The following is a 23,595-nucleotide window of genomic DNA, read 5'->3' as shown; positions in this document are numbered from 1 at the left end:
CGGCCAATTTTCAACTCCGCACCTGCGCCTGAAGGAACACAATGGCCACCAATCCGCAAGCCGCCCAGTTGCCGCCGCTTTACAACGCGCTCGCACCGCTCTCCTCGTCTGTGCATCAGACGCTCGGCCTGAAGTCGCGTACTGGCGCGCCGTTCGCGCGCGGCCTGCACGCGATCCCGATCACCGTCGACGAGTTCCACCTTGTGCAGCGCCACTACCCGATCGTCTTTGCGGCGGGCCAGACGCCGGTGCCGCTCGCGCTCACCTCGCTCAGCGAAGGTCAGAACCTGTTCGTGGACGAAGATGGGAACTGGCGTGCCGGCACGTATGTGCCTGCCTATGTGCGCCGCTACCCATTCCTCCTCGCGCGCATCAACCCGCAGTCCGAGGAGCTGACGCTCTGCTTCGACGAGACCTCCGAGGATCTCGGCGCGGACGAAGGCGAACCGCTCTTCAAGGAAGGCGAAGCGACCGACGTCGTGAAGAACGTTCTCGAGTTCTGTGAGCAGTTCGAAAACTCGATGCGCAAGACGCAGGCGTTCGTGCAGGAGCTCGAAAAGGGCGAGTTCCTGATGGACGGCGAGGTTTCCATCCAGATGGACGGCATGGAGCAGCCCGCGATCTACCGCGGTTTCAAGATGATCTCGCAGGACAAGATCCGCGACCTGCGCGGTGATCAGGCGCGCAAGCTCATCCAGAACGGCATGTTGCCGCTGATGTACGCGCACCTCTTCTCGCTGTCCTACGTCACCGACCTGTTCTCGCAGGGCGCGGCGAAGGCCACGGCAGAAAAAGCAGACGCCTGACACCCCGTCCCGGCTCGTCTTGCCTTGCGGGGGATTCCGCATAGACTTCGCGACCTTGCGGAGCATGGGCAGGAGGGGCTCTTATGGCGGTGGGACGCAGCAGCTATTCGAAAACGGCGATCACGCTTCACTGGCTGATCGCCGTTCTCGTTCTCGGCAATATCGTGGGCGCGGTCTATGCCGAGGGGCTCCCGGATGCCGAGCGCGGGGCCATCATGGGCATCCACAAGTCGGTCGGCATCACTGTGCTTGCCCTCACGCTATGGCGTCTCGTGCTGCGTCTGAAAGCAGGCTTCCTCGTGCTGCCTACGCATATGAAAGGGTGGGAGATCGTGCTCGCCCGCGCCACCCACATCGGCTTTTATGTGCTGCTGCTGGCGATACCGCTGAGCGGTTGGGCGTTCGCCGCCAGCCCCGAGCGGCCGCTGATCTGGTTCGATCTCGTCCCGCTTCCCGATTCGCCGCTTGGGAAGGCAGGTCGCGGTTTCTTCCATGCGGTGCATGGTCCTGCGGCGTTCTTGGCGCTTGTACTTGTAATTCTGCACATTTTGGGCGCTTTGAAGCATCATTTTCTCGATCGCGACGATGTTCTGGCGAGAATGTTGCCTTTTTTGCGAAAAAATCGGGCAGACGCTTGAAAACTTAACAATTCCGGCCCATCTTGATTTCAGGCGGCGCTGCGTTCCCCCCCTTTTGCGCGGCACGCCCGCGTAGCATCATCTGACGAGGATGATGCCACGTCCTCCCTGAACCCTGGTCACTTCGACATTGTCGAAGTGACCTTTTTTCTTTCAGGCTGCTTTATTCGGCCGCGATGGCCTGCGGTTTTCCGAAGGTTTGCGGAAGCCAGCCCAGAAGCTCGGCCACCAGGTTTTTCAGTATTTCCGCGACATCATGGAAGCCGGCGTGCCGTTCCAGCGTATCCGGGTTCATGTAGAGCGTGCGGTCGATCTCGATCTGGATCGCGAATCGTCCGCGCGCGGGCGCGGCGTGGAAGCGCGTCGTATACCCGCCCGCGTAGGGCGTGTTGCGCGCGACGCGTAGGCCTGCCCGGCGGAAGTGGGCCTCCACATAACGCACGACTGATTCGGGGGCCGAGATGCCGCCCGCATCGCCGATCACGATCTCCGGCCGCTGCCGCGCGGGCAGCGAAAGCGGCGGCATCGAATGGCCATCGATCAGCAGCGCATAGCCGTGACACGCGGCGGCGTCTTCGATCAGCGAGGCGAGCCGCTGATGATAGGGGGCGTGCACCGCCGCGATTCGCTGCAGCACCGCCGCGCTGGTGATCCGATCGCGATAGATGTGAAGCCCCGGCCCGGTGAGCCGCGGCAGCACGCCGAGCCCGGACCGGACGCGTTCGGTGGTTTTCACCGGTCCCAGCGCCGCTGGATCGCTCAACATCGAAAGGTCGATCTCCAGCGGATCGCGGTTGAGATCGACGTAGGCACGCGCCCAGCGCGCGGTAATCAGCGGCGCTCCCGATTCGGCAGCGGGCGCCAACAGCTCATCGACATAGGCATCCTCGGCGCGGCGCAACCCATCCATGTCGAGCGCGGCGGCGGAGAGGAATCCCGGCGGCAGAGCGCGGCCGCTGTGCGGCGAGGCGATCACCAGCGGCGCGGGGGTGCCGCGCGGGCCGGAAACGAAGTGCCCGGGTGTCAGTGCGGAGACGGAGGGCTCGGCGCTCAACGGCGGGGATTATCCGAGTGTGGCATGGGACTAGCCTAGCGCGGGCGGAACGAAAGCAAAAGAGCGCCCTGTCCGGTTTCGGGCTGGCAAGCCCACGACAGGAAATGTTAAGTCCTCCGCCGTAAGAAGCGGCGGACAAGACCATGACGACACAACCCGAAGGCCGCATCACCGGCCGCATCCTGCTCGCCGAAGACGACGACTCGATGCGTCTTTTCCTGGAACGCGCGATTACGCGCGCGGGCTACGAAGTCGTCGCTGTCGATCGGGGCACGGCGGCGCTGCCGCACATCGCCACGGGAAGCTTCGGGCTGCTGCTCACCGATATCGTCATGCCGGAAATGGACGGCATCGAGCTTGCCCAGCGCGCCGCGCAGCTTGCGCCCACGATGCGCGTCATGTTCATCACCGGCTTCGCCGCGGTGGCGCTCAGCCGCGGCTCGGGCGCGCCGAGCGACGCGAAGGTACTCTCCAAGCCGTTCCACCTGCGCGATCTCGTCGCCGAAATCGACCGGATCTTCGAAGGCGAATAAGCCGCTTGCGCCGCGCCCGGCGCTCGCCTAGAAGGCACGCCGCGTGGGCGCGTAGCTCAGTGGTAGAGCACTGTGTTGACATCGCAGGGGTCGCAAGTTCAATCCTTGCCGCGCCCACCATCAAACCCCTCGATATCCCCTACTTCTCCTGCGTCTTCAGCAGAAACGCGCCGAGCTCAGGCTGCGTGAGGTAGCGGCCATAGCCGAATTTGCGGCCCTGCTTGTCGGTGTATTCGTCGATCTGATTGGCTTCGGCCTTCAGCTGTTCCGCGCCCTTGCCGCGCGCGAAGAAGGGGACGAGCTGGTTGGAGTGCGAGTTCGACGCCCATGAATAGCCCGGCAGCTTGCCCGCGCCGTTGTTGGTTACGCGCTGAAACGGCACGTCGAGATTCGGGCCATAGAGCAGATGGTCGTGGTCGGCGGTGACGATGAGCAGCGTATCGTCCCAGCTTGCGGCGCTTTCCGGGCTGTCGACCCACGCGACCACCGCGCGCACGGCATCGTCGAAGGCCATGTATTCTTCGATCATGCGCGGGAAATCGTTGGCGTGCATCGCCCAGTCGACCGCGCCGCCCTCGATCATCATGAAGAAACCGTCGGGGTCGGTGCCGACATGCTTCAGCGCAGCGATCGCCATTTCGTCGAGCTTCGCCATGCCGGGCGTGAGCGGCACCACGCCCGGGTCCGCGGTGCCGCGCGCGACGTTTGCCGGATAGCTACGCTGCGCCTGCAAGGTCGGGTTCACCGCCACGATCATCGCGAGGGGTTTCGCAGACGTTGTCTTGCCCTCGGCGAGATCGCGAATATCGCCGGCCGTCTCGACAAGGTTCCAGCGTGAATTCCCGCCTTTCAGTTTGGCCCAGAGTTCGGGCGGCATCCACTTGAAGCGGATTTCGGCGTGCTCGTCGGTGATCGGCTTGCCGTCCTGGTCGTAATCCGGGTTGCCGCCGCCGCCGATCACGTCGAGCGGGCCGGAAAGCAGCTCACGCGCGATGCCGGGATAGTCGTCGCGGTCCGGGTTGTGCGCGCCGCCGCCCGCTGCGGGGGTGGCGTGATTGAACGGCACGCTCGTGATGCTGCCGGTCATCTTGCCCGCGGCCTTCGCGGCCTCGGCGACAGACTGCACGGGCTTCTCCGCGCCGTCCACGTCGATGGCGCCGTCGAAGGTACGCACGCCCGTCATCATCGCGGACATGGTGTTGGCGCTGTCAGGCGCGACCCGGCGGTGCCACTGGTAGCCGGCGAACAGCGCGGGATACTTGCTGCCTTTTTCCGCCATGCCCTTCACGGGCCGCGTGTCCCAAGCCTTCGCGGGATCATAGACGGCGTCTGCGTCCTGCGCGTAGGGATCGCCGCCTTCCGGCACCTTGCGCTCCAGCCGCAGGCCGTAGGTCGCCATGGAGGCGCGCACCCACGGGCCCGTGTCCATGGTGAGCGGCCGCCCGGTCCAGAAACGCGTTGCCGCGAGTGTATTGTGGCCGGAGCCGTCGGCGATCATCACGATCACGTTTTTCGGCATGTCCGCAGCGATCGCGGGCGTGGCGGTGGCAAGCAACAAAGCGGTAATGAACGCGCGCATGGTATCCCCTCAAGATGTCGCGGGAACCATTGTCCCGCATATGTGACAGGGGAAAGTCAAGCAGCGCGATACGTCAGAACTGGCGGCGGGCGCGAACCATCCAGACGCGCGGCGTATTCAGCCACGAGAGGTTGCCGAGTGACGCATCCACGGTCGTTTCATTCAGGCAATTCTCGCACTCGAGGCTCACCCGCCAGAAATTGTCGTCGGTGCGCAGCGCGATCCCCGCATTCACGAGAAGCTGCGATTTGGATCGCGATCCGCTGAGGAAGCCGCCACCATAAAGGTTGGCGGGGTAGACCGTGGTGCTGAGGCCCGTCACGCTGCCGGTGTAAAGCGAGGCATTCGCGCCGCCCGTCTCCATCGCCGAACGGTAGGTCACGTCCACCGACGGCGTAACGATCGAACCCGAAACCGGCGGCAACCAGATGTCCCACGCCGCGCCCGCCGAGAAGGTCCATTTAGGCGCGCGGACCGGGTCGGCGATGTCTCCGGCGGCGGTGACGATGCCGGTGCCGCACGAAGGCGCGTTGTCCGCACCCGATGCGCCGGCGATCAACCCTGCCGTAAGTTCCGCACCGCAAGCCGCTTGCTGCGCACGAACCGCGCTGCCCGCCCTGTATTTCGCGTCCTGCCAGCCGGCGGCGGCGCGAACCGTGACATTGGTGAGCGGCACGGCCGCGATTTCCAGCTCGACGCCCTTGTTGCGGAAGCCTGCGGTGCCGACATAATCGAAACCGCCATCCACGATCTGCGCGTCGCTGCCGTCCGCGTAAAAGCCGGTGAGGTCGATGGCGAGGCGGCGCTCGAACCACGTGGATTTCAGGCCTGCCTCATAGCTCCAGATCGTTTCCGCAGCGTAGGGACGGACCGTGGCGGCGGTCGTCGCGCGATCGTTCCAGCCTGCCGAACGGTAGCCGCGCGTCGCGGACACGAAGAGCGTGGCGTTTTCGTTCGGCTTGAAGCTGGCGGCGAAGCGCGGCGACCAGAAGCTGTCGCTCGTCTTCGCTGGCACACCCGCCGTGACGAGCGCGTCGTCCAGACAGCCGCCAGGAAGCGCGGCACAACCGGCGCGATTGTCGGTCAGGCCGAATCGCAGATCCTCGTCGCTGTAGCGCAGCCCGCCGGTCAGCGTCAGCGCGTCGGTGACGTTCACGTCCACCTGCGCGTAGGCGGATTTCGATTTGGTTTCGGTCGTCACGCGCCGGTCGGCGAGCAGGCTTGCGATGCCGGTCGCCGGCGTCAGAATATCGGCAAGGTCGCTGTCGCCGTCTTCTTCCGCATAGGAAACGCCCGCGACGTAGTTCACGAAGCCGCCCGCGAGCGTGCCGCCGAGGCGCAGTTCCTGCGAGAATTGCTTGAAGTGCGTGTCGCCAAGCGTCGTGTAACCCCCGTACACATCGCCGCGCGCGGCAGGCACGGGGGCTGCGATCGTCGGCGCATCACGTCCGTCGCGCAGGTCGATGCCGTACTGCCGCTTGGTGTCGACATAGCCGGTGATCGCTTCAAAGGTGACGGCCTCGCTCGGCGCCCACGCGATGCGTGAGGTTGCGAGATAGGTTTTTGCGGAATTGCTGAAGCCGAAGCTCGCCTTGCGTCCGTTCACGCCAAGCGCGCCGAAATGGTTCGGGCCGACGGTTTCGGCATAGCCGGTCGAAGCGAAGCGGCCCTTGCAGTCGGCGAGTGCCGCGGGATCACATTCGAAATCGGGTGCGTAAAGCGCGTTGCTTTCCATGCGCGCGATGGAACCCGTCCACGTCAGCGTGTCGGAAAGCTTCGCGTGCGCGGCGGCGCGCAGGCCCCAGCCGTCGTCTTCGTTCAGCCGGTCGCCGGTGGTCGTGTTTCGCACATAGCCGTTCGATTTGCGCCAATAGCCGGAGAGGCCGAGCGAGAAACGCTCGCCGATCGGCACGTCGAGCCCGGCACGGAACTGGTAGGTGCCGAACCGCCCGTAGGCGCCGTCGAGATAGCCGCTCGTCCGGTCGCCCGGCGTGCGGTTCACGATGTGGAGCACGCCGCCGCTGGTGTCGCGACCGTAAAGCGGCCCCTGCGGTCCGCGCAGCAGCTCGATGCGATCGATATCGAAGAAGCCGTAGTTGGTCGCCGCGCCGCGCCCCACGTAAACGCCGTCGATCACCGTGGCGACGCCGCTGCGTCCACGGATTACATAGTCGTTGTCGCTGCCGAAGCCGGGCACGTGCGCCGCGATCGTATTCGGGATGCCGCGAAGGGCATCGAGCGGCTCGTCGATGCCGCGCGCCTCGATCTCGCCGGAAAGCAGCGCGGTAAGCGCGACGGGCACCGTTTCGATGGGCTGCGGGCGAAGCTGCGCGCTGACGATGATCTCTGGAAGCGCAGGGTTTACCGCCTCATCCTGGGCCATCGCAGGCAGGGCCGCCACGGCGATTGCGGCAACGGCACAGCTTCCGTGCAACAGCGAACGTGCGGACATACGCGACCTTTCCTGAAAACAAGCGCTTGCCTCTTGCCTTCCCGCGCGGCGGTTCGCAAGCGATGTGCGATGGGGTTTCGACGCTAGTCGATGATATCGACCGCCCGCAGGACTGTCTTGGCGGTGCCGACAAGGTCGATGCCCTTGGTGCAGCCGGTGAAGCCGCCCGGCCCCACGGTCGAGCAGCTCATGATGCCGCCGGCATCGACAGCGCGCCCGCGCAGCTTTTCCCGCTCGGCCGGAACGTTCGCGGCGCGTTCGGCGCGGCTGCCGGGTTCGGGCGCGCGAAACGGCAGGCGATAGACACTGCCGCGCCGCGCGCACACGATGATTTCGCCGCGCGCGGCGGCTTCGCGGCAGGGGCGGTCCACGCGTGTCGCGTCACGGTAAGCCGCCATCGCATCCGGCGTCTCCGCGGCGGCGGCGAGGAAGATGAGGGCCGCCAGCATCAGCGTTCGGGCCGATCGTCGGTAAGCAGTTCGGCTGTGCGCTTCTGGAAGACACCGGCGATCTTCTGACCGAACATGCCGAGCAGACCGGGGAGCGCGAGTTCGATGCTCACCTTGTCTTCGGCCACGTCGAGGTTCGCGGTCGTCACCTGTCCGAGCGCCGTCACTTCGATCACCAGCCGGTCGCCCTGCCAAGTCTTGCCGATGCGCGAGGCGAACGGCATCGCGCGGTCGAGATCGCCGAGGCCCTTGTCCATGCGGCGGCGGGCCTCGTCCCGGCCAAGGCGGTGCGGAATGTCGAAGCGAACGGGCTGTGCCATGGCGGAAGTCTAACGCACTGTCTTGATCGCGCAAGACAGTCAGGTGGTGCGGCGAATTCGGTAGACGCTTGCGGGCGGCAGATTACGCCACACGCGGCCCGCCGGTTCGGCGACAAGGCCGAGCGCGGCGAGGCTGCCACGGCCCAGCGGTGCCCGGGGACCGTAAGTGAACTGGTAAAGCGCGCCGTCCTCCACCAGCCGGGCGAAGATCGCTTCGAGAATGCGCCGCCTCAGCGCGGGTGGGAAATTCAGGAGCGGCAGGCCGCTCACGGCATCGGCATAGCGCCGCTCGGCAAGCAGACCGCCGTCGCCAAGCACATCCTCCGCGCGCCCCTCCACGATCTCGACCTCGGGAAACCGCGCCCGCAGCAATGCGGCGAATACCGGATCGGCCTCGACCGCGGTGAGCGCTTCAGGGGCCACCCCGCGCGCCAGCAGCGCAGCGGTGAAGACCCCGGTTCCCGCGCCGACCTCCAGCACCGCGCCGCGTGCCGGGTCGATGCCCGAAACGATGCGCCGCGCGAGCGCGGGTCCGCTCGGCGCGACTGCGCCCACCATGCGGGCATTGCGCAGGCGGCCGAGGAAACGCAGCGCGTCTTCCGAATCGTTCTGTATCCGGCGCCGGGACCGGCGGATGCGTTCGACGACCGAAGGTTCGGACTCCATCAGACGCCGCCGCCGACTTCGATCAGTTCGATCAGTTCGCCCGCAGCGCCGCGCGTGCAGGCGGTGCGGCGCCCGGCATAGAGCGGTCCGTGCAGCGTCTCCGGGGGCGCGATCAGCGGCGCGCGGATCGCGGCGAGCGAACGCACGGCGAAGCTCACCATGGCGTTTCCGGGCGGCAGATAGCCGAGCAGTTGTTTGCGCTCGGTCGTTCCCGGCGGGAACTGGTCGATCTCGCACACGGGCATCCGGCCAACGCTGATCACGGTCGCCTCGCTCTCCGTCTCGGGTGGAAGCCCGAAAGCGGTGTTGATGATCGGATAGGGTAGCCGGAACGTGCCGCTTTCCGAAAACCCCAATGCGTCGACATGAAAGCGTACCGCGGCGGCGCGGTCGGCGGCAGCGAGCATGGCGACCATGATGCGGTCGACATCGGCGACCGCACGCGGGAATTCAAGGTCGCGCAGCGTGTCGGTCACGGCGTTGAAGAACAACACCTCGCCCGCGCGTCCGGTCGCCTCGATCGGCGTCCAACCCGTGCCGTCCGGCGTGCGTTCGGGCGCCGTCAGGATGCGGATGTTGCTGCCGCGCAGCCGGTCGTGGAGCGAAGGCACGTCGCGCACGGTAAGTTCATAGCCTACCCAGCCGTAGGTCCGCATCGGAAGGTAGGCGAGCACGGCAGGCTGCTCGATCAGCCGGACGAATCCGGTGTCGCCGCCGCCGGGCGGGGCCAGCAGCGCTGTACGCGCGCCAAGCGTCTTGATTGCGCCCCAGCCGTTCGCCAACTCGATGGGCACCTTGCCCGTTTCGACACATTCATAGCCCAGAAGATTCGTCCAGTCCGTGAGCGAGCCCTGGAAATCAGGCACAGAAATCGTGCCGCATTTGATGCGACCGTGCGTGTCGAACATGGCACCCCGACGTTCGCCGGCCTGTTGCCGGCTTTTTTTCTGCTTTTGACCCCTGCACGTTCCCGTGCAAGCTTTGTTTTTACAACCATCTGGCTTGATTCGCGCGCGGCATGAACGCTTGCCCCCAATATGGATTTTTTCGCGATCCCATTCGCGGCCCGCTGGTCGCCGTATTCGCCCTGTTGTGGGGCTGGCTCGCCGTCGCGCCGAGCTACCGGGAGGATTGGCTGCTCGAAAACCTGCTGGTCGTCGCGGGCGTGCCGATCTTCGTGTGGCTCGACCGCCGTGTGGGCTTTTCGCGCCTCTCGACGCTGGCAGTCGTCCTGTTCCTCGCCGCGCATGTCTACGGCGCGCACTACACCTATTCCGAAGCGCCCTTCGGCTTCTGGTTGAAGGAGGTCGGCGGCACCGTCCGCAATCCTTATGACCGGCTCGTGCATTTCCTGTTCGGGCTGCTCCTCGCGCTGCCGATGCGCGAAACGCTGGCGCACTATGCGAAAGCGGGTCGGGGGTGGACGCACGTCTCCGCGTGGATCTGGATCGCGGCGCTTTCGACGTTCTACGAACTGCTCGAATGGGGAGCGATGCTCGTCGTCGCGCCGGATCTCGGCATCGCCTATCTCGGCACGCAGGGCGATATCTTCGATGCGCACAAGGACAGCGCGCTCGCCGTCGCGGGCGCCGCCGTCACGCTCACCGCGCACTTTCTTTTCGGGAGACGGACATGAGAAGGTTTGCAGCCCTGCTGCTTCTCGCCGCTACGCCGGCGTTTGCAGGTGTGGAGGGCGTCTACCGGCTCGAAGGCGTTCGCGAGGCCGCATCGGGCCTTGAACTCACCGCGGACGGGCATTTCCGCTACGGCCTCACCTATGGCGCGCTTGATGAGGTGGGCGAGGGGCGCTGGGTCCGAGACGGCAACCGCATCCTGCTCACCACCGAGCCAGCATGGACCGCGCCGGTGTTCGAGGCGGTTTCGGCGGCGCGCAGCGCGGAGTTTCCGCTGCGCGTGCAGGTGACGGGCCCGGATGGTTCACCGATGAGCTGGCCCGTGGACGTGATCCTGACGCTCGCGGAAGGCCACGAGGTTCAGGGCTACACGCAGTCCTACGGCTACAGGCCGAGCCTCGGCAAAGATATTCGCGTCACGTCGCTCCGGCTCGGGCTCGGTGTTTTCGATTTCCTGTCGGAGCCCTTCCCGGTCGATCTCGCGCGCGCCAACGATCTCACCTTCCGCCTCGTCCCGAACAGCCTCGGCCAGCCGCCGTTCAAGGGTCAGCCGCTCCTCATTGAAGGCGATGATCTCGTGATGCTGCGCGGCGGCGACCGCCTCACATACCGCAAACAGTCCGAATAGCGGCCTATTCGCTGTCCATGATGGCCTTGAGCGCGGCCGGCTTCAGGATGCGCAGGCCGCGGCGGCCTTCGGTGGCGATCACGCCTGCGTCCTTCAGCTTGCCGAGTTCGCGGCTCACCGTCTCGATGGTGAGGCCGAGCACGTCCGCCATCTCCGTGCGGGTCAGCGGCAGCTGGATGAGCTGGCCGACGCCGAGGTCCGCGCCGCAGCCCGTCTGCGCCATGCGCCTGTCGATATCGATCAGCAGCCCCGCGAGCCGCGCGCTCGCGCTCTTGCGGCCCAGGAACAGCAGCCAGCGGCGGCTGCGTTCCAGCTCGCTCAGCGTGCGTTCGAGCAGCTGACGCTCGAGCTGTATGTTCTCAGCCATCATGCGCTCGAACGGCGCGCGCGCGAAAATGCACACCTCGGCTTCGGTCAGCGCGGTGATGTCGTGGTCCACCGTGTCGGCATAAGGCCGTCCGATGAAGTCCGCCGGGTAGAGCAGCCCCACGGTCTGCGCGTCGCCCGAAGGGGTGAGCGAACTGAGCTTCAGCACGCCGCCCAGCACGTTCGCGCAGAGGATATTGTCGTCCCCCTCGAACTGCAGCGACTCGCCGGCGGCGAGCTTGCGCCTGCGCCCCAGGCGGGACATTTCGGTCAGTGCGTCATCGTCCAGCGTGCCGCAAAGCGACCTGTCGCGAACAACGCAATCTTCGCAAACTTTGGTCAACCGGCGCTCCATTTGACGGACTTGATTCTGGTCAAGGTCCGCTTCCGATTACATCTTTAGCATTATTTGCTCGCAGACTTCCACACTTGCGGATCGCCTGCGACCGATTGACCGAACGGACATGTTATTCTCGTAGGGCTCGCTCAGGGCCGGGCGCGTGCCCGCTGCGGGACGCGCACATTGCAGATATCGATGAATCCCGCCTCGTGCAGGAACCAGCCGTCACGCGTGCGGTGCGCGCGGGCGTCCACATAGTCGCGGAACGATGCGCTGTCGGTGCGCATGATCTCGATAGGCAGGCGCTGGTCCACAGGAACGTCGCTGCCCAGGCGGATGCGGGTGATCGGCACGCGCTCGGCTGCCGTTTCATAGAAGCCGAGCGTCCCGGTACCGCGTTTCAGGCTTGAAAGCGTCTCGGTGCCCGAAATCACACGGCCCGCGATCGTGACGTTGCGGTCGAGGTGGCGCGGTGCGTGGCCGATCACCACGTAAAGCTCGCTGCCGTTGCCGCTGTCCGCATCCTCCGCGCGCCCGACGCCGAGCGCGCCGTAGCAGTGCGTCGCCCACACCGCACCGTCTTTGCGCGTCGCTGCGAAGCCGTTCACGAATCCTGGCTCTCCGAACCCGTCCGGGCCGGGAATCGGCGTGAAGGCTGTGCCTGCCGCCGGGATGCCGAATTCAGGTGCAAGCGTGGCAGGGACACCTTGTTTGCGCATCTTCGCGGGGTCTTCCGCATCCGGGTCACCCCACTGCACGACGTAGTTGTCCTGCACGCGGTTGATGCTGAGCCCGTCGAAGAAGCCCTCGCGTACCAGCGTGCGGATGTTGCGGACGGTGTTCGGCGCCAGCGCGGGCGCCAGCTCGAACACCACCGTGCTCTCGCCCACATCCATGTAGAGCGTATTTTCCGGGAGGAGCGGCCGCCATGCCTCCGGCGGCGCCGCATCGATCACCCCCTGCGAGGAGAGCGGTGCGAAACCCGCGAGCAGGCAGGCGAGGGGGATGAGAGCCTTCACGTTCGTCCTTCCGGGTGCAGGGCGAGCAGCGCGAAGCTGCACAGCCAGTGGGATCCCATATAGTCGTCCTCAATGTGCGGCAGGCTCACGGCGAGGTGCCGCGCCGCCGCGTCGGCATCGCCGAGTTCGCGCCAGCCCCACGCGCGGGTGAAGTTGAAGCCGTCGAGGTGGACGAGCTTTCCGTCGCTGCGGTCGAGCACGGCGGCGGGGCGGCGCAGCGTCGCCGGTTCGCCCTTGCCGAGGCGCGGCAGGAAAGCCGCGAGCCAGCGTTCAAACGCGTCGCCGGGGAGCACGCGCTTCATGCACATCACCTCCACCATCGTCGAAGAGAGGAACTCGTCTCCGCCTGGCTCCCACGCCGGGCAATCGCGGTCCGCCCCGAAATAGGTCTCCGCCCGCTCACGGATCAGCGCCGCCATCGCCGCGTCGTGCGTATCCGCCCAGTCCAGCGAAAGGATGAAAGCGAACGCCGTGTTCGCGTGCGCGCCGCTGCGGATGGGATAGAGCTGCTTCGGGAAATAGCTCTTGAAACGTGATGCGAACGCCTCGGCGAGCGGCGCCAGCGCCGCGCCCCAGCGCCTGTCCGCATGGCGCGCGGCCTCGCCGTGCAGCGCGAACAGCCACGCCCAGCCGTACGGCCGCTCGAAGCCCGCCGACGACGGCCGCGCAAGATACGCGATCTCACCCGCGACGTTCGCCCCCGTTAGCACCGCGTCCGCGCGCGCGGCGATCTCGCGGCTCTCCGGCAGATCGGGGAACAGCCGCCGGATCGTCAGCAGCAGCCACCAGCTGTGCACGCAGCTATGCCAGTCGTAGCTGCCGTAGAAGATCGGGTGCAGCGCGCGCGGCCCCAGCGCGTCGGCAGGGCCATCCAGCACATGGTCCATCTTGTTCGGATATTCCTGCCCGACATGGCCGAGCGCGATGCGCGCGAAGCGGGCGGCGAGAGGAGGGTCAAGATTCATCGGAACGCGAACACATAGATGATGACGAGGTTCACTGCGAGCAGCGGCAGTGCCGTCGCGATCTGCGCGCGGATCACGCCGTTCCGGTTCTTGAGCTCCAGAAGCGCGGCGGGGACGATGTTGAAGTTCGCCGCCATCGGCGTCATCAGCGTGCCGCAGAACCCCGCGAGCATCCCCACCGCGCCGATCACCGCGGGGTTGCCGCCCATGCCGTGGATCAGCACCGGCACGCCGATCGCCGCCGCCATCACGGGGAAGGCGGCGAAGGCATTGCCCATGATCATCGTGAAGCCCGCCATGCCGAGCGTGAACACCGCGATCGCTGCAAACCGGCTGCCGTCCGGGATCAGCGCGCCCGCGATATCGCCCACCACCTCGCCGACGCCCGCGAGCGCGAATACCGCGCCGAGCGACGCGAGCATCTGCGGCAGCACCGCTGCCCAGCCGACCGAATCGATCAGGCGCCGTCCTTCCTCCAGCGGTGCGCGCGCAGGTGGCCGCAGCCACAGCATCGACACGGCAAGTGCAAGCACGACGCCGATGCCGAGCGATAGCAGCGTCACCTGCTTCGGGTCGAACAGCGGCGTGCCGCCGACGCTGATCGCCTTGAACGCCGCACTGCCGACAAGCGCGGTCACCGGAATGATAAGCGCGGGCAGGAACAGCCGGTTGCCGAGCCTTGCCGAAAGCTCGGTCCGCTCTTCCGGGCTCGTCGTCTTCGCCGAACCGCTGCCGAGCGCACCCGCGCCCGCCAGCGCGACGAGGCACAGCACCAATACGCCGTTGCCGAGATCGCCAAGCTGGTCCCCCGCAAGGAAGCTGAGCGCGAGCAGCCCCCAGAACGCGGCATTGCCCAGCCGCTTTGCATTGCTGCGGTCGCGGAGGCTGCCGATGGCGAAGGCGGCGAACACCAGCCCGGCAAACGTGTAGAGCGCGGGAAGCCCGATCATGTCCGCTCTCCCAGCCGCCGGTCGAGCAGCATCAGCCGCGCGCCGTGGATGAGCAGCGCCGCGATCGCGGTCGGGATTGCCCACACCGAAAGTTCGAGCGGCGCAAGGATGATGCCATAGGTTTCGAACGTGCCCTTGATGAGCAGGATCGAGGCGATCGCGATGAAGATGTCCTCGCCGAAGAAGAGCCCGACATTGTCGGTCGCCGCCGCCATCGCTTTTACCTCTTCGCGCGTCTCTTCATCGCCCCCGCCCTGCGCTTCGGCCGCCGCCTCTGCCATCGGCGCGACGAGCGGCCGCACGGTCTGCGCGTGCCCGGCGATCGAGGTGAGGCCGAGCGCGGCGGCGATCTGGCGAATGATCAGATAGATGATCAGCAGGCGGCCCACGGTCGCGCCCTTCAGGCCCGCGATCAGTGTCCGCGCGCGCTGTTGCAGTCCGTAGCGCTCGAGCAGCCCGATCACCGGCAGCACGATCCACACGACGCTCACATAGCGATTGTCGTTGAATGCCTTGCCGAACGCGGAAACCACCGCGACCGGATCGAGCCCGGCGGCGATGCCCGTCGCGAGCGCCGCGATCGTCACGACGAGCAGCGGATTGAGCCGGGCCATGAAGCCGAGCACGATGATGGCGATTCCAGACAGAACGAGCACGACGCAAGACCCCCACTCAAAGCGTCTTTACATCGTGCCTTGCGAGTCTAGCATCGGAAAAAACGACTGTGGGAAAGAGCTTAATGACGCTTCAGCTCGCGATCGTCGGTTCGGGTCCGGCGGGTTACTACACAGCGGAAGCCGCCCAGAAGCTGAACGGCGGCGATGTGCGCATCGACATCATCGACCGGCTGCCCACACCCTTCGGCCTCATCCGGGCGGGCGTCGCGCCCGATCACCAGTCGATCAAGGCGGTGTCGCGCCGTTACGAGAAGACGGCGCTGTCCGACAATGTCCGCTTCGTCGGCAATGTGCCGGTGGGCGATGGCGGCATCTCCGTCGATGAACTCCTCGGGCTCTACGATGCTGTGGTGCTGGCGACCGGCGCGCCCACCGATCGCCCGCTCGGCATCCCGGGCGAGGATCTGCCGGGCGTGCTCGGCTCAGCCGCATTCGTCGGCTGGTACAACGGGCACCCCGATTTCGTCGATCTCGCGCCGCCGCTCGGAAGCGATGCGGTCGTCGTCATCGGCAACGGCAATGTCGCGATCGATTGCGCGCGCATCCTCGCGAAGCTGCCGGAGGAATTTGAAGGCGCGGACATCGTCCAGCACGCCGTCGATGCGCTCGGCACGTCGCAGGTCAAGCTGATCCGCATCGTCGGCCGCCGCGGCCCGCATCAGGTGAGCTTCACGCCCAAGGAGGTCGGCGAGATGGGCGAGCTTGCCCGCGCCTCCCCGGTCGTCGATCCGGCAGCATTCCCGCCCGTCGAGGAAGACGAAGCGCTGGAACCCGGTCTCCGCAAAGTAGTCGCTACCCTGCGCGCCTTCGCCGCCACCGCCCCGGACCCGGACAAGCCCGTCCGCGTCTACTTCGACTACTTCCTCCGTCCGGTCGAGGTGCTGGGCGAGGGCAGGGTGGAAGCGCTCCGCCTCGAACGCACCCGCCTTGTCGAAGGCCGCGCCGAAGGCACCGGAGAGATGATCGACATCCCCTGCGGCATGGTGGTCAGCTGCATCGGCTACCGCACGTTGCCAATCTCGGGCGTGCCCTATGATGATCGCGGGGGCCGCTTCGTGAACCAGGATGGACGCATCGCACCGGGCTTATATTGTGTCGGGTGGGCGCGGCGCGGTCCCACGGGCACCATCGGCACGAACCGGCCGGATGGCTTCGCAATCGCCGATCTGATCGCCTCCGACATTACGCCGTCGGACAAGGCAGGCCGCACTGGTCTCGATGCGCTCGCCGCCGAAAAGGGCATCGATATCGTCACGTTCCGCGAGTGGCAGAAGATCGACGCCGCCGAGGTCGCAAGGGCGCGCGGCGGCGCCCCGCGCGAGAAGTTCGTGGTCGTTGACGATATGATGACGGCGGCGCGAAGCTGAGGCTTGCGGGGGCAGGGCCCCCTCGCTATAAGCCGCCGTCCGCTGTCCCGAGGGCTCCCGCCCACAGCGGCAAATCCTGCGCGTCGGGGAGTAGCTCAGCCTGGTAGAGCACTGTCTTCGGGAGGCAGGGGCCGGAGGTTCGAATCCTCTCTCCCCGACCAACGCGCAGTTCCTCGGATCAGACGATGGGTTGCCCGGTTGCAATCCTTGGAGCAGCCGGTAGCGTCCGCGCGCCGCTCGTGGCGCGGCGCGCTGGGAGAGTACGCATGGCCGATATCCGCATCACCGTCGGCGACCTTGTCTTCCTCGCCGTTCTCGAACACGAACGGGCGCCGGAGACATGTCGGTATTTCCTCTCCCTGCTGCCGTACAAAACGCAGTTCGTACATGTCCGCTGGAGCGGCGAAGGCTGCTGGGTGCCGCTCGGGGAGGCATCGGTTCCGTTCACCTTCGAGAACGCGACCAGCTATCCGGCGCCCGGTCAGATGATCTTTTACCCGGGCGGTTATAGCGAAACGGAAATCCTGCTGGCCTATGGCGCGGTGTGCTTCGCGAGCAAGCTCGGCCAGCTCGCGGGCAATCATTTCCTCACCATCGTCGAAGGGCTGGAACAACTGCCCGCACTCGGCAAGCGCGCGCTCTGGCACGGCGCGCAGGATGTTCTGATCGAGAGCTTTGCCTGAACGCTCAGGTGCCGCGCAGCGCCTTTGAAATGCCGTTCAGCCCGGCTTCCAGCTCCGGGCGCGTCGTCCAGCCATAGCCGAGGCGGAAGTGCGTGTCGGGCATCTCGAACCAGTGGCCCGGCCCCACGTAGGTTCCGTGTGCTTCAAGCAGGCGCTTGTAGAAGCCGTCCGTGCCGCTGTGCGGCACGTCGCGCATCCGGGGGAAGCACACGACGCCGCCTGAGGGCTTCACCCATTCCAGAAGCGGCTCCCCCGCCATCCAGTCGCTGACGAGGTCGAGTCGCGCCCGCATCTCGTCCAACGTCGGCGTCAGCAGCGCGGCGCGGCGGCTCAGCACCTGCTCGGCAATCCACTCGTCGACAACGCTTCCACAGATGCTGATCTGCTCCTTCGCAGCGAGGAACAGCTCCTGCAGTGCCGGGTCCGTGGTGATCAGCCAGCCGATGCGGATGCCGGGCACGCCGAAAGCCTTCGACAGCGACGACACGCTGATCACGTGCACGCCAAGCGATGCCGCGAGCGGCAGCATCCCGCCGTAGGAAAGCTCGCGGTACGTCTCGTCGACAAGCAGCTTGCAGCCGTTCTCGCGCGCAAGGTCCACGAGTTGGCGGAGTTCGGCCTCGCTCAGCATCGTGCCCGTCGGATTGTGCGGGCAGGTGACGCTGATGATCTTCGTGCGCGGCGTGATCGCGGCGGCGATGCGCCCTATGTCGATGCGGAAGCCATCTTCGAACTTCAGATCGATGAGGCTGATCGCGCAGCCGATCGCGCGCGGTGTTTCAAGGTTCGTCGCATAGTTGGGCCGGATCACGACGAGATGGTCGCCAGGCCCGAGCAGTGCGGTCGCTATGATGAACAGCGCCGTTGCCGCGCCGCCGCAGACGAGGACGTCGTCGGGTTTCAGGCTCGGCGCATCCGCCGCGATCAGCGTGCGCAGCCGTTCGCCGCCGCGATGTTCCCCGTAAAGCAGCGTCAGATCGGGGACGGAAAGGCCGAGGCTCGACAGCGTCTGGTCGGTGATCGAGCTTTCGGAAAGATTGTATCGGATGTTGCCGTAGCCGTACTCCTCAGGGGATTCGACCTCGATCGGCATTCTGACATAGCGCATGGAAACGACCTCGATGCTGCTGGGTTTAGTCGTCAGTGCTCCGTCGTGCCGTGCGGCAGCAATCCCTCCGAGGAGGGGGCTGCGCGCGCCCAGTGCCGTGCAATCAGTTCCGCGAACGAGCCGACGCCGAGCTTGCGGAAAATATGTTTGCGGTGGTCCTTCACCGTATGACGGCTGATGCCGAGCCGAAGCGCGACCGCCTCCGTCGAACAGCCGCGGACGATGAGGTCGTACACGTCGCGTTCGCGGGCGCTGAGCGCTGCCGGGCGGAATGCGCAAAGTGCTGCATGGCGCACGAACGCCGCTGCAAGCGGTTTGCTGATCATGCCCAGGCTGGCGAGCTGCCCATCGGATGCGCCCGTGCGCCCGCGCTCCCGGTAAAGGCTCAGCTCCAGGGTGCCGCCGCTTGCCGGAACGTAGAGACCGATCTCCTCTTGCCGCTCCGGCCAGCCTGGGGTGCGGAAGCCGAGCTCCTCGGTGTCCGTCCAGATCAGCGTTTCGGCGCTTGGCAGGCCCGCCGCATCGTGCACGGCAAAGTCGCGGGCACGGACTGCGCCTTCCGGCAACGCCTGCAGCATCGGGTTCGCCATATGGGTGACGGCGGCATAGGCTGCCATGCCGTGGGTGCAGCCGATGCGGTCAAAATCGTGGAAAAGCGGTTCTGCGTGTCCGCCCCGGTGGAAGATCAGCGCAGAGAGGTCGAAGCCGAGCGCATGGCAGACCGTCTGCGCTGCAACACCGTGGAAATAGGGCTCGCCGATGGCGCTGATGACACGGGGGAGGGCATCGTAGGTCATGGCCGGAGTCTAAGCGGAAGCACCTGACAGGACCATGACCTTGTCGCCCGGTAATCCGCAACGCGCGAAAAAAAGGGCGGCCCCTCGAGGAGCCGCCCGATGTTTTCGCCTGCTCGCCAAGGGTCAGCGGCGGCGGCGAAGTGCGCCCATGCCGACGAGGCCGAGGCCGAGCAGCCCGAGCATGCCCGGTTCCGGAACGGAGGTGTCCTCAAGCAGGATCGTCGTGTCGACCCGGAAGTTCGATTCAGTCGTGTGGCGCTCCGCGAAGAACAGCTTGAAAGCATAGTCTTCGCCTACCGTCAGGCCGAGCGAGTCGAGGCTGCACGAGCCGGACACCGCGCCGTGCACGCCACCAAGGTCCATGCAGAGCTGACCGTCGATGTAGACCCACAGGTCGTCGTCGCCCGTAAAGTTGAACACTTCGCCGCCCTGGTAGGTGAAGCTCGTCTCGAGCTCGAGCGTGAAGTGGTAGTTGTGAGGACGGCCTTCGGTGTCCGTCGCAACGCCGTCGATCGGGAAGAAGGCGGAGTTGGCGTAGCTGAAGATGCCCGAGCCCGGCGCAATTTCATTCAGCGTCAGGTTGATCGTGTAGGCCGTGTTCGTGCCCGGCACGTCTTTGTACCACTGGTCGAACGACGCTGCGCTCGAAATGGCGCCGGCACCGGGCGCGCCGATGAAGTCGGGATTGCCTTCAGCGTTCAGCGTGCTGCTGACGAGGCCCGGAACAAGGCCGCTGATACCGTCCTCGAAGTCCGGATGCGCGGCCGAGAAATCGCGCACCGTCGCCGAAAGCGAGATCGATGCGGCGTCTGCGGGCATGCTCGCGAGAAGTGCGACGGCCGTTGCGGCGCTGCCCAGAATGCGAATGTTCATGTCATCCTCCACTGTCCGGGCGCTTTTTCATCTTTCGGCGCCCCCCCGTAGAGGCTCCTTAAGCAACGCCTGTGCCAGTCGAGAGGAATCCACGGGAATCCGAGCGAGTCTCTCTGGAGTTTTCGAAAGCAAGTTTTCAGAATGTAAATTATACCGGCACCAGAACGATGCCGGGGCTCAGCCTTGCGGGAACTGTGTTTCCACCATCGACGAACGCGAAGCCCATTCGTCGTGGAGCTTGGTAAGCTCGGGCCGGGTCCGCTTCCAGTCAAGCACGGGGTGCCGGAAATCGATATACTCGAGCGCGATCACCGAAAGCATTTCGGCGTAGCGGCGATAGCTGGGGGCGGCATCCAGCATGGCGGGGAGCGCGTCGAGCGCGCGCTCGATCTTCCCGCGCCAGCGGCCCTGCCAGAAGATGGAGCGCTCGCCCGGCTGCCGCTGGGTTTCCATGCGCCACGCGACGGCGGCGTCGAGGATGGCGTCGATATGCGCGGCAAGCGTCATCGCGGCCCAGCGCTTCGGATCGCCCGGTGCCGGGTAAAGATCTCCCGGATCCTTGAGGCTCGCGAGATAGGCGAGGATGACGCGGCTGTCGTGCACCGACGTTCCGTCGTCGGTGATCAGCGCCGGTATCTTCGACACGGGGTTTACGGAGACCAGCTCGTCCGGATCCTCCAGCGGATTCACGGGCACCTCGTCGACGGCGTCCTCAAGGTCGAGCTCGCGAACGAACACACGCACCTTGCGCGCATAGGGCGAGGTGTAGGACATGTAGAGCTTCATGCATGATTCCCTGAAAAATTTCGCGCACGCTAGCGGTGCCGCGCCGGCAAGGAAAGTCGAACCATTGCGGGGTGCGCCATGAGTCGCGCCGATGATCTCGCCTTCGCGCACCGGCTCGCTGACGCTGCGGGCGAAGCGATCCGGCCTTGGTTCCGTGCCCGGGTGGAAGTGGAGACGAAGGGCGACGCCTCACCCGTTACCGTCGCCGATCGCGCGGCCGAAACCGCCATGCGCGCCCTTATCGATGCGGAGCGTCCCGCGGAGGGCATCGTCGGCGAGGAGTTCGGAATTTCAAATCCCGGTGCCTCGCGCGTCTGGGTCCTCGATCCCATCGACGGCACGCGCAGCTTCATCGCCGGGCGTCCCATTTTCGGCACGCTCATCGCGCTCCTCGAAGAGGGCCGCCCCGTGCTCGGCATCATCGATCAGCCGATTGGACGAGACCGCTGGACGGGAGCCGAGGGCGAGCCCACGACATTGAACGGTCGGATCGTCACCACGCGCCGCTGCCCTGCGCTCTCGATGGCGCTTATCGCCTCTACCGGCCCGCAGTATTTCCACGCGCCCGAACGCACGCGGTTCGAAGCGCTCGCCGCCGCGGCGGGCCAGCTTGTCTACGGCGGGGATTGCTACAACTACGGCCTCGTCGCGGCGGGCCACATCGACATCGTCGTCGAGGCGAACCTCAAGCTCCACGATTTCGCCGCGCTCGCCCCCATCGTCATCGGTGCGGGCGGTTCGATGACGGATTGGGAAGGCGGCCCCCTCGATCAGAACAGCAATGGCAGCGTCATCGCGCTCGGCGATGCCTCGCTGCTCCCCGAAGTCTCTCGGCGTCTGCTCGTTTAGCCGTCCGACCTCTTCTTTTCGGCGGCCTTGTCCGCCGCCCGCACCGCCGCGCCATTCGCCCCGGCGAGCACCGGCGCGCAGTTGGTGTCCTCTTCATCGCCGAGATCGATAAAGGCGACCAGCGCGGCAAGCGGCGAGATCAGCGCGCCCAGCACGCCGCCCGCAGCCGCACGACCGATCAACTCGCCGGAGATCGGATTCACAGTGGGCGCCGCGAACCATCCGCCGATGCCGATCGGCGACTGGCCGGAAAACAGGCTGGGGTTCTTCGCGTCCGCCTCCACGGCAAGATCGAGGCTCTCATCCTTGAAGCTGATGGTGCCGCCGCCCCGGATCACGTTCTTGCGGGTATCGATGAAGATGGGGTCCGCGCGACCTACGCCGTTCTTCACGGTAAAGGCGATCAGACCGCACCGGATGCGTGCGGGTTCCTTCAGCTTTTTGCCGAGCGCGGCTTCCACGAAATCGCCGATGTCGAGTTCCAGAAGCTCGGCATTGCGGAGCCAGAAATCGCCTTGGGGCAGGATCACGGCAATGCGCCCGTTCGCCGAGCCCAGCGACTCGCGCACGTCGTTGCCGTAGCCGGTGAGCGTCAAACGGCCTTTCAGAACGCCCTTGGTTCCGGTGCCGTCTATATCGAAGCCCCTTAACAGTTCAGAGATGCGGACCGGGCTCAGGTTCACATCATAGCGTGTCACCACTGGCGACCGGCGGGCGTTGAGATCGATGTTTCCGGTCAGCGTGCCACCCGCGAAGTCGAAGCGGACAGGCTTCAGCGTCAGCAGCCGGTTATCGAGCCCCAGCGTTAGCTGCAGGTTCTGAAGTGGGATCGTGCCGGTGCGAACCGCAGCGGCGCGGTAGGCGATCCGCGCATCGAACCGGCTCAGTCCGTCAGCGTTCAGCGGCGCGTTAGGCAGCACGCGCGGCCGCCCGCCTTCGCTGGTGATCGCGCCTTTGCCGCCCATGCGGTCCAGCCGTTCAGGCGGTATGCCGATCCAAGGCCCGGCATCCAGAATATCGAGCGCGCGACTGGCGAGGTCCGCCGCGATGAACAGGCGCTCGCCGCCGGTTCGCACGGTCATGCTGCCGGAAAGATCGCTGTCGCCGAACGTTCCGGCGATCTTGGTCATACGCCATTCGTTGCCCACCGGTCGGAGTTCGCCGCCGAGGTCGAAGCGCCGGGTTTCGGGTACGGCGACGCCCAGCAGCAGAAAGGGTGTCGCCAGATTACCGCCCTCGGCATGAAGATTGAGCAGCGCACCTTCGAGTTCGGTGACGCCGGGCAGGGTGCCGGCGACATCGATGCGACTGTCGCCGACCTCGATTCGGGCCGTCATATCGTTTCTGCCCCCGGCGGCGGTGGCGTTCGGGCTTTCCAGGCGGCCACTCACGCGGAAGGGCTCGCGCATGGATGTGCCGCGCCCTTGAAAGCCAATCGACTGGCCGAAGCGGTTGGAGCGCGCGGAAATCGGCGCGAAGCTGAGATCGGCGAAAAGCTGGCGCGGTGGATCGCGGTAGGCGAGCGAGGTTCCCGCGATCGCTGCCTCGCGGATTTTCGGCAGGCGGAAAGGCTCGCCGCCTGTCTCGCCGAAAGTCCAGCTGTTGCGAACGCCGGCCTCGTCCCACTCAAGGGCGAAATGCGTGTCTTTCAGCGTCGCGCGCCGGAACAGAACATCTCCGAAGATCAGGCGCAGAATGTCGATCCGAAGATCGATCAGCTCCGAATCGATGAACCGCTCGCCCTCGGCCCACGCGGGGTTGGCGACGACGAGCTTTTCGGCGCGAAATTTGATGTGCGGATTCGAATACAACTGGAAATCGCCGCCGACGCTCACCTCGCGGCCTACGATATTGGTCGCGATCCGCTCGAAGGGCCGCTCAAGAAAGCGTCCCTTGGTGATAAACAGGATCAGCCACAGCAAGAAAAGCACGCCTACCACCCAAAGCAAGGCCTTGAGCGCAAGCTTCGCCGGGTTCGGCAACCGATCCCAGGTGTCGCGGCCGGATTGGCCCCATTCCCGACCCCATTCGCGGATGGACGGCGTCTGCATGTGGG

Annotated in this window: 25 protein-coding genes and 2 tRNA genes; 10 read left to right on the top strand and 17 right to left on the bottom strand. The window is 66.0% G+C overall.

Features of this window, described 5'->3' with window-relative positions:
- The first annotated feature begins 41 nt into the window (after positions 1-41).
- Together DFR51_RS10425 and DFR51_RS10420 are read left to right on the top strand one after the other, a co-directional pair.
- Entirely contained in the window at positions 42-806 is a 765-nt protein-coding gene (locus DFR51_RS10425; RefSeq protein WP_121050796.1) for a SapC family protein, read from the top strand.
- Positions 807-889: 83 nt separating this feature from the next.
- On the top strand, positions 890-1,444 hold the full coding sequence (locus DFR51_RS10420) for a cytochrome b (protein WP_121050792.1): 555 nt from the start codon (positions 890-892) through the stop codon (positions 1,442-1,444).
- 163 nt (positions 1,445-1,607) lie between these two features.
- On the opposite strand, the gene DFR51_RS10415 is transcribed toward DFR51_RS10420, so the two are convergent.
- Positions 1,608-2,498, bottom strand: coding sequence for an N-formylglutamate amidohydrolase (locus DFR51_RS10415; protein ID WP_121050789.1), 891 nt, complete (start codon positions 2,496-2,498; stop codon positions 1,608-1,610).
- 143 nt (positions 2,499-2,641) lie between these two features.
- On the opposite strand from DFR51_RS10415, the gene cpdR reads away from it, so the two are divergent.
- The gene (gene cpdR, locus DFR51_RS10410; RefSeq protein ID WP_121050786.1) at positions 2,642-3,031 is read left to right on the top strand and encodes a cell cycle two-component system response regulator CpdR; all 390 of its coding nucleotides are present in this window, start codon (positions 2,642-2,644) and stop codon (positions 3,029-3,031) included.
- Positions 3,032-3,076: 45 nt separating this feature from the next.
- Positions 3,077-3,151 (top strand) — tRNA-Val (locus tag DFR51_RS10405).
- A 19-nt stretch (positions 3,152-3,170) separates the two neighbouring features.
- Here DFR51_RS10405 and DFR51_RS10400 read toward each other — a convergent pair.
- The 6 genes from DFR51_RS10400 to DFR51_RS10385 form a co-directional block, all read right to left on the bottom strand.
- Positions 3,171-4,610: an alkaline phosphatase gene (locus tag DFR51_RS10400; protein ID WP_121050781.1), complete on the bottom strand. Its 1,440-nt coding sequence runs from the start codon at positions 4,608-4,610 to the stop codon at positions 3,171-3,173.
- Positions 4,611-4,683: 73 nt separating this feature from the next.
- Positions 4,684-7,062, bottom strand: a complete 2,379-nt coding sequence (locus DFR51_RS10395; RefSeq protein ID WP_121050778.1) for a TonB-dependent receptor — start codon at positions 7,060-7,062, stop codon at positions 4,684-4,686.
- An 83-nt stretch (positions 7,063-7,145) separates the two neighbouring features.
- Positions 7,146-7,511 carry a hypothetical protein gene (locus DFR51_RS19170; RefSeq protein WP_197723675.1) on the bottom strand — a complete coding sequence of 122 codons (366 nt, stop codon included), beginning with the start codon at positions 7,509-7,511 and terminating at the stop codon, positions 7,146-7,148.
- Positions 7,511-7,831, bottom strand: coding sequence for a polyhydroxyalkanoic acid system family protein (locus tag DFR51_RS19165; protein WP_197723674.1), 321 nt, complete (start codon positions 7,829-7,831; stop codon positions 7,511-7,513). Before DFR51_RS19165 ends, DFR51_RS19170 begins: the two co-directional genes overlap by 1 nt.
- 39 nt (positions 7,832-7,870) lie before the next feature.
- Positions 7,871-8,497 (bottom strand): class I SAM-dependent methyltransferase, encoded by a 627-nt coding sequence (locus tag DFR51_RS19160; protein WP_197723673.1) that lies wholly within the window; start codon positions 8,495-8,497, stop codon positions 7,871-7,873.
- Positions 8,497-9,405 (bottom strand): hypothetical protein, encoded by a 909-nt coding sequence (locus DFR51_RS10385; protein WP_121050775.1) that lies wholly within the window; start codon positions 9,403-9,405, stop codon positions 8,497-8,499. Before DFR51_RS10385 ends, DFR51_RS19160 begins: the two co-directional genes overlap by 1 nt.
- 110 nt (positions 9,406-9,515) lie before the next feature.
- Here DFR51_RS10385 and DFR51_RS10380 point away from each other — a divergent pair, with 110 nt between their 5' ends.
- Together DFR51_RS10380 and DFR51_RS10375 are read left to right on the top strand one after the other, a co-directional pair.
- The gene (locus DFR51_RS10380) at positions 9,516-10,133 is read left to right on the top strand and encodes a DUF2238 domain-containing protein (RefSeq protein WP_121050772.1); all 618 of its coding nucleotides are present in this window, start codon (positions 9,516-9,518) and stop codon (positions 10,131-10,133) included.
- Entirely contained in the window at positions 10,130-10,759 is a 630-nt protein-coding gene (locus tag DFR51_RS10375; protein ID WP_121050768.1) for a hypothetical protein, read from the top strand. The genes DFR51_RS10380 and DFR51_RS10375 overlap by 4 nt, the downstream gene beginning before the upstream one ends.
- Positions 10,760-10,763: 4 nt before the next feature.
- On the opposite strand, the gene DFR51_RS10370 is transcribed toward DFR51_RS10375, so the two are convergent.
- The 5 genes from DFR51_RS10370 to DFR51_RS10350 all read right to left on the bottom strand — a co-directional run bounded on the left by DFR51_RS10370 (position 10,764) and on the right by DFR51_RS10350 (position 15,055).
- Positions 10,764-11,468: a Crp/Fnr family transcriptional regulator gene (locus DFR51_RS10370; RefSeq protein WP_160119045.1), complete on the bottom strand. Its 705-nt coding sequence runs from the start codon at positions 11,466-11,468 to the stop codon at positions 10,764-10,766.
- 143 nt (positions 11,469-11,611) lie between these two features.
- Positions 11,612-12,484 carry a peptidylprolyl isomerase gene (locus DFR51_RS10365; protein ID WP_197723672.1) on the bottom strand — a complete coding sequence of 291 codons (873 nt, stop codon included), beginning with the start codon at positions 12,482-12,484 and terminating at the stop codon, positions 11,612-11,614.
- A complete protein-coding gene (locus tag DFR51_RS10360) occupies positions 12,481-13,449 on the bottom strand; it encodes a DUF2891 domain-containing protein (RefSeq protein ID WP_121050762.1) in 969 nt (322 codons plus the stop codon). The genes DFR51_RS10365 and DFR51_RS10360 overlap by 4 nt, the downstream gene beginning before the upstream one ends.
- Positions 13,446-14,399: a DUF979 domain-containing protein gene (locus DFR51_RS10355; RefSeq protein ID WP_121050758.1), complete on the bottom strand. Its 954-nt coding sequence runs from the start codon at positions 14,397-14,399 to the stop codon at positions 13,446-13,448. The genes DFR51_RS10360 and DFR51_RS10355 overlap by 4 nt, the downstream gene beginning before the upstream one ends.
- Positions 14,396-15,055 (bottom strand): DUF969 domain-containing protein, encoded by a 660-nt coding sequence (locus tag DFR51_RS10350; RefSeq protein ID WP_121050755.1) that lies wholly within the window; start codon positions 15,053-15,055, stop codon positions 14,396-14,398. The genes DFR51_RS10355 and DFR51_RS10350 overlap by 4 nt, the downstream gene beginning before the upstream one ends.
- Positions 15,056-15,138: 83 nt before the next feature.
- Here DFR51_RS10350 and DFR51_RS10345 point away from each other — a divergent pair, with 83 nt between their 5' ends.
- The 3 genes from DFR51_RS10345 to DFR51_RS10335 all read left to right on the top strand — a co-directional run bounded on the left by DFR51_RS10345 (position 15,139) and on the right by DFR51_RS10335 (position 17,126).
- The gene (locus DFR51_RS10345) at positions 15,139-16,443 is read left to right on the top strand and encodes an FAD-dependent oxidoreductase (protein ID WP_121050752.1); all 1,305 of its coding nucleotides are present in this window, start codon (positions 15,139-15,141) and stop codon (positions 16,441-16,443) included.
- 84 nt (positions 16,444-16,527) lie between these two features.
- Positions 16,528-16,604 (top strand) — tRNA-Pro (locus DFR51_RS10340).
- Between the two features lie 105 nt (positions 16,605-16,709).
- A complete protein-coding gene (locus DFR51_RS10335; protein WP_121050749.1) occupies positions 16,710-17,126 on the top strand; it encodes a DUF3830 family protein in 417 nt (138 codons plus the stop codon).
- Positions 17,127-17,130: 4 nt separating this feature from the next.
- Here DFR51_RS10335 and DFR51_RS10330 read toward each other — a convergent pair whose 3' ends face one another.
- The 4 genes from DFR51_RS10330 to DFR51_RS10315 all read right to left on the bottom strand — a co-directional run bounded on the left by DFR51_RS10330 (position 17,131) and on the right by DFR51_RS10315 (position 20,690).
- Positions 17,131-18,234 carry a pyridoxal phosphate-dependent aminotransferase gene (locus tag DFR51_RS10330; protein ID WP_121050746.1) on the bottom strand — a complete coding sequence of 368 codons (1,104 nt, stop codon included), beginning with the start codon at positions 18,232-18,234 and terminating at the stop codon, positions 17,131-17,133.
- 32 nt (positions 18,235-18,266) lie between these two features.
- The gene (locus DFR51_RS10325; protein WP_121050742.1) at positions 18,267-19,031 is read right to left on the bottom strand and encodes a helix-turn-helix transcriptional regulator; all 765 of its coding nucleotides are present in this window, start codon (positions 19,029-19,031) and stop codon (positions 18,267-18,269) included.
- 123 nt (positions 19,032-19,154) lie between these two features.
- Complete coding sequence (locus DFR51_RS10320; RefSeq protein ID WP_121050739.1) at positions 19,155-19,904, bottom strand: fibro-slime domain-containing protein; 750 nt, start codon at positions 19,902-19,904, stop codon at positions 19,155-19,157.
- Between the two features lie 177 nt (positions 19,905-20,081).
- Positions 20,082-20,690, bottom strand: a complete 609-nt coding sequence (locus DFR51_RS10315) for a glutathione S-transferase N-terminal domain-containing protein (protein ID WP_121050736.1) — start codon at positions 20,688-20,690, stop codon at positions 20,082-20,084.
- A gap of 78 nt (positions 20,691-20,768) precedes the next feature.
- Here DFR51_RS10315 and hisN point away from each other — a divergent pair, with 78 nt between their 5' ends.
- Positions 20,769-21,539, top strand: a complete 771-nt coding sequence (gene hisN, locus DFR51_RS10310) for a histidinol-phosphatase (RefSeq protein ID WP_121050733.1) — start codon at positions 20,769-20,771, stop codon at positions 21,537-21,539.
- Here hisN and DFR51_RS10305 read toward each other — a convergent pair.
- Positions 21,536-23,590: an AsmA family protein gene (locus DFR51_RS10305; RefSeq protein WP_121050730.1), complete on the bottom strand. Its 2,055-nt coding sequence runs from the start codon at positions 23,588-23,590 to the stop codon at positions 21,536-21,538. The two genes, hisN and DFR51_RS10305, sit on opposite strands and share 4 nt — an antisense overlap.
- Between the last annotated feature and the right edge of the window lie 5 nt (positions 23,591-23,595).

This window comes from Sphingosinicella microcystinivorans, from assembly GCF_003634215.1.
Taxonomy (GTDB): domain Bacteria; phylum Pseudomonadota; class Alphaproteobacteria; order Sphingomonadales; family Sphingomonadaceae; genus Sphingosinicella; species Sphingosinicella microcystinivorans.
Note: the sequence above shows the minus strand (reverse complement) of the source record. Positions and strands in the feature narration are given on the sequence as shown.

What these genes read in the sequence shown, in the direction of transcription:
- DFR51_RS10315 (WP_121050736.1), bottom strand. Translation starts at nt 20,690, where the DNA reads ATGAAGCTCTACATGTCCTACACCTCGCCCTATGCGCGCAAGGTGCGT.
- DFR51_RS10420 (WP_121050792.1), top strand. Translation starts at nt 890, where the DNA reads ATGGCGGTGGGACGCAGCAGCTATTCGAAAACGGCGATCACGCTTCAC.
- DFR51_RS10325 (WP_121050742.1), bottom strand. Translation starts at nt 19,031, where the DNA reads ATGACCTACGATGCCCTCCCCCGTGTCATCAGCGCCATCGGCGAGCCC.
- DFR51_RS10355 (WP_121050758.1), bottom strand. Translation starts at nt 14,399, where the DNA reads ATGATCGGGCTTCCCGCGCTCTACACGTTTGCCGGGCTGGTGTTCGCC.
- DFR51_RS10400 (WP_121050781.1), bottom strand. Translation starts at nt 4,610, where the DNA reads ATGCGCGCGTTCATTACCGCTTTGTTGCTTGCCACCGCCACGCCCGCG.
- DFR51_RS19165 (WP_197723674.1), bottom strand. Translation starts at nt 7,831, where the DNA reads ATGGCACAGCCCGTTCGCTTCGACATTCCGCACCGCCTTGGCCGGGAC.
- DFR51_RS10345 (WP_121050752.1), top strand. Translation starts at nt 15,139, where the DNA reads ATGACGCTTCAGCTCGCGATCGTCGGTTCGGGTCCGGCGGGTTACTAC.
- hisN (WP_121050733.1), top strand. Translation starts at nt 20,769, where the DNA reads ATGAGTCGCGCCGATGATCTCGCCTTCGCGCACCGGCTCGCTGACGCT.
- DFR51_RS10305 (WP_121050730.1), bottom strand. Translation starts at nt 23,590, where the DNA reads ATGCAGACGCCGTCCATCCGCGAATGGGGTCGGGAATGGGGCCAATCC.
- DFR51_RS10360 (WP_121050762.1), bottom strand. Translation starts at nt 13,449, where the DNA reads ATGAATCTTGACCCTCCTCTCGCCGCCCGCTTCGCGCGCATCGCGCTC.
- DFR51_RS19170 (WP_197723675.1), bottom strand. Translation starts at nt 7,511, where the DNA reads ATGCTGGCGGCCCTCATCTTCCTCGCCGCCGCCGCGGAGACGCCGGAT.
- DFR51_RS19160 (WP_197723673.1), bottom strand. Translation starts at nt 8,497, where the DNA reads ATGGAGTCCGAACCTTCGGTCGTCGAACGCATCCGCCGGTCCCGGCGC.
- DFR51_RS10375 (WP_121050768.1), top strand. Translation starts at nt 10,130, where the DNA reads ATGAGAAGGTTTGCAGCCCTGCTGCTTCTCGCCGCTACGCCGGCGTTT.
- DFR51_RS10385 (WP_121050775.1), bottom strand. Translation starts at nt 9,405, where the DNA reads ATGTTCGACACGCACGGTCGCATCAAATGCGGCACGATTTCTGTGCCT.
- DFR51_RS10380 (WP_121050772.1), top strand. Translation starts at nt 9,516, where the DNA reads ATGAACGCTTGCCCCCAATATGGATTTTTTCGCGATCCCATTCGCGGC.
- DFR51_RS10320 (WP_121050739.1), bottom strand. Translation starts at nt 19,904, where the DNA reads ATGAACATTCGCATTCTGGGCAGCGCCGCAACGGCCGTCGCACTTCTC.
- DFR51_RS10425 (WP_121050796.1), top strand. Translation starts at nt 42, where the DNA reads ATGGCCACCAATCCGCAAGCCGCCCAGTTGCCGCCGCTTTACAACGCG.
- DFR51_RS10335 (WP_121050749.1), top strand. Translation starts at nt 16,710, where the DNA reads ATGGCCGATATCCGCATCACCGTCGGCGACCTTGTCTTCCTCGCCGTT.
- DFR51_RS10330 (WP_121050746.1), bottom strand. Translation starts at nt 18,234, where the DNA reads ATGCGCTATGTCAGAATGCCGATCGAGGTCGAATCCCCTGAGGAGTAC.
- cpdR (WP_121050786.1), top strand. Translation starts at nt 2,642, where the DNA reads ATGACGACACAACCCGAAGGCCGCATCACCGGCCGCATCCTGCTCGCC.
- DFR51_RS10395 (WP_121050778.1), bottom strand. Translation starts at nt 7,062, where the DNA reads ATGTCCGCACGTTCGCTGTTGCACGGAAGCTGTGCCGTTGCCGCAATC.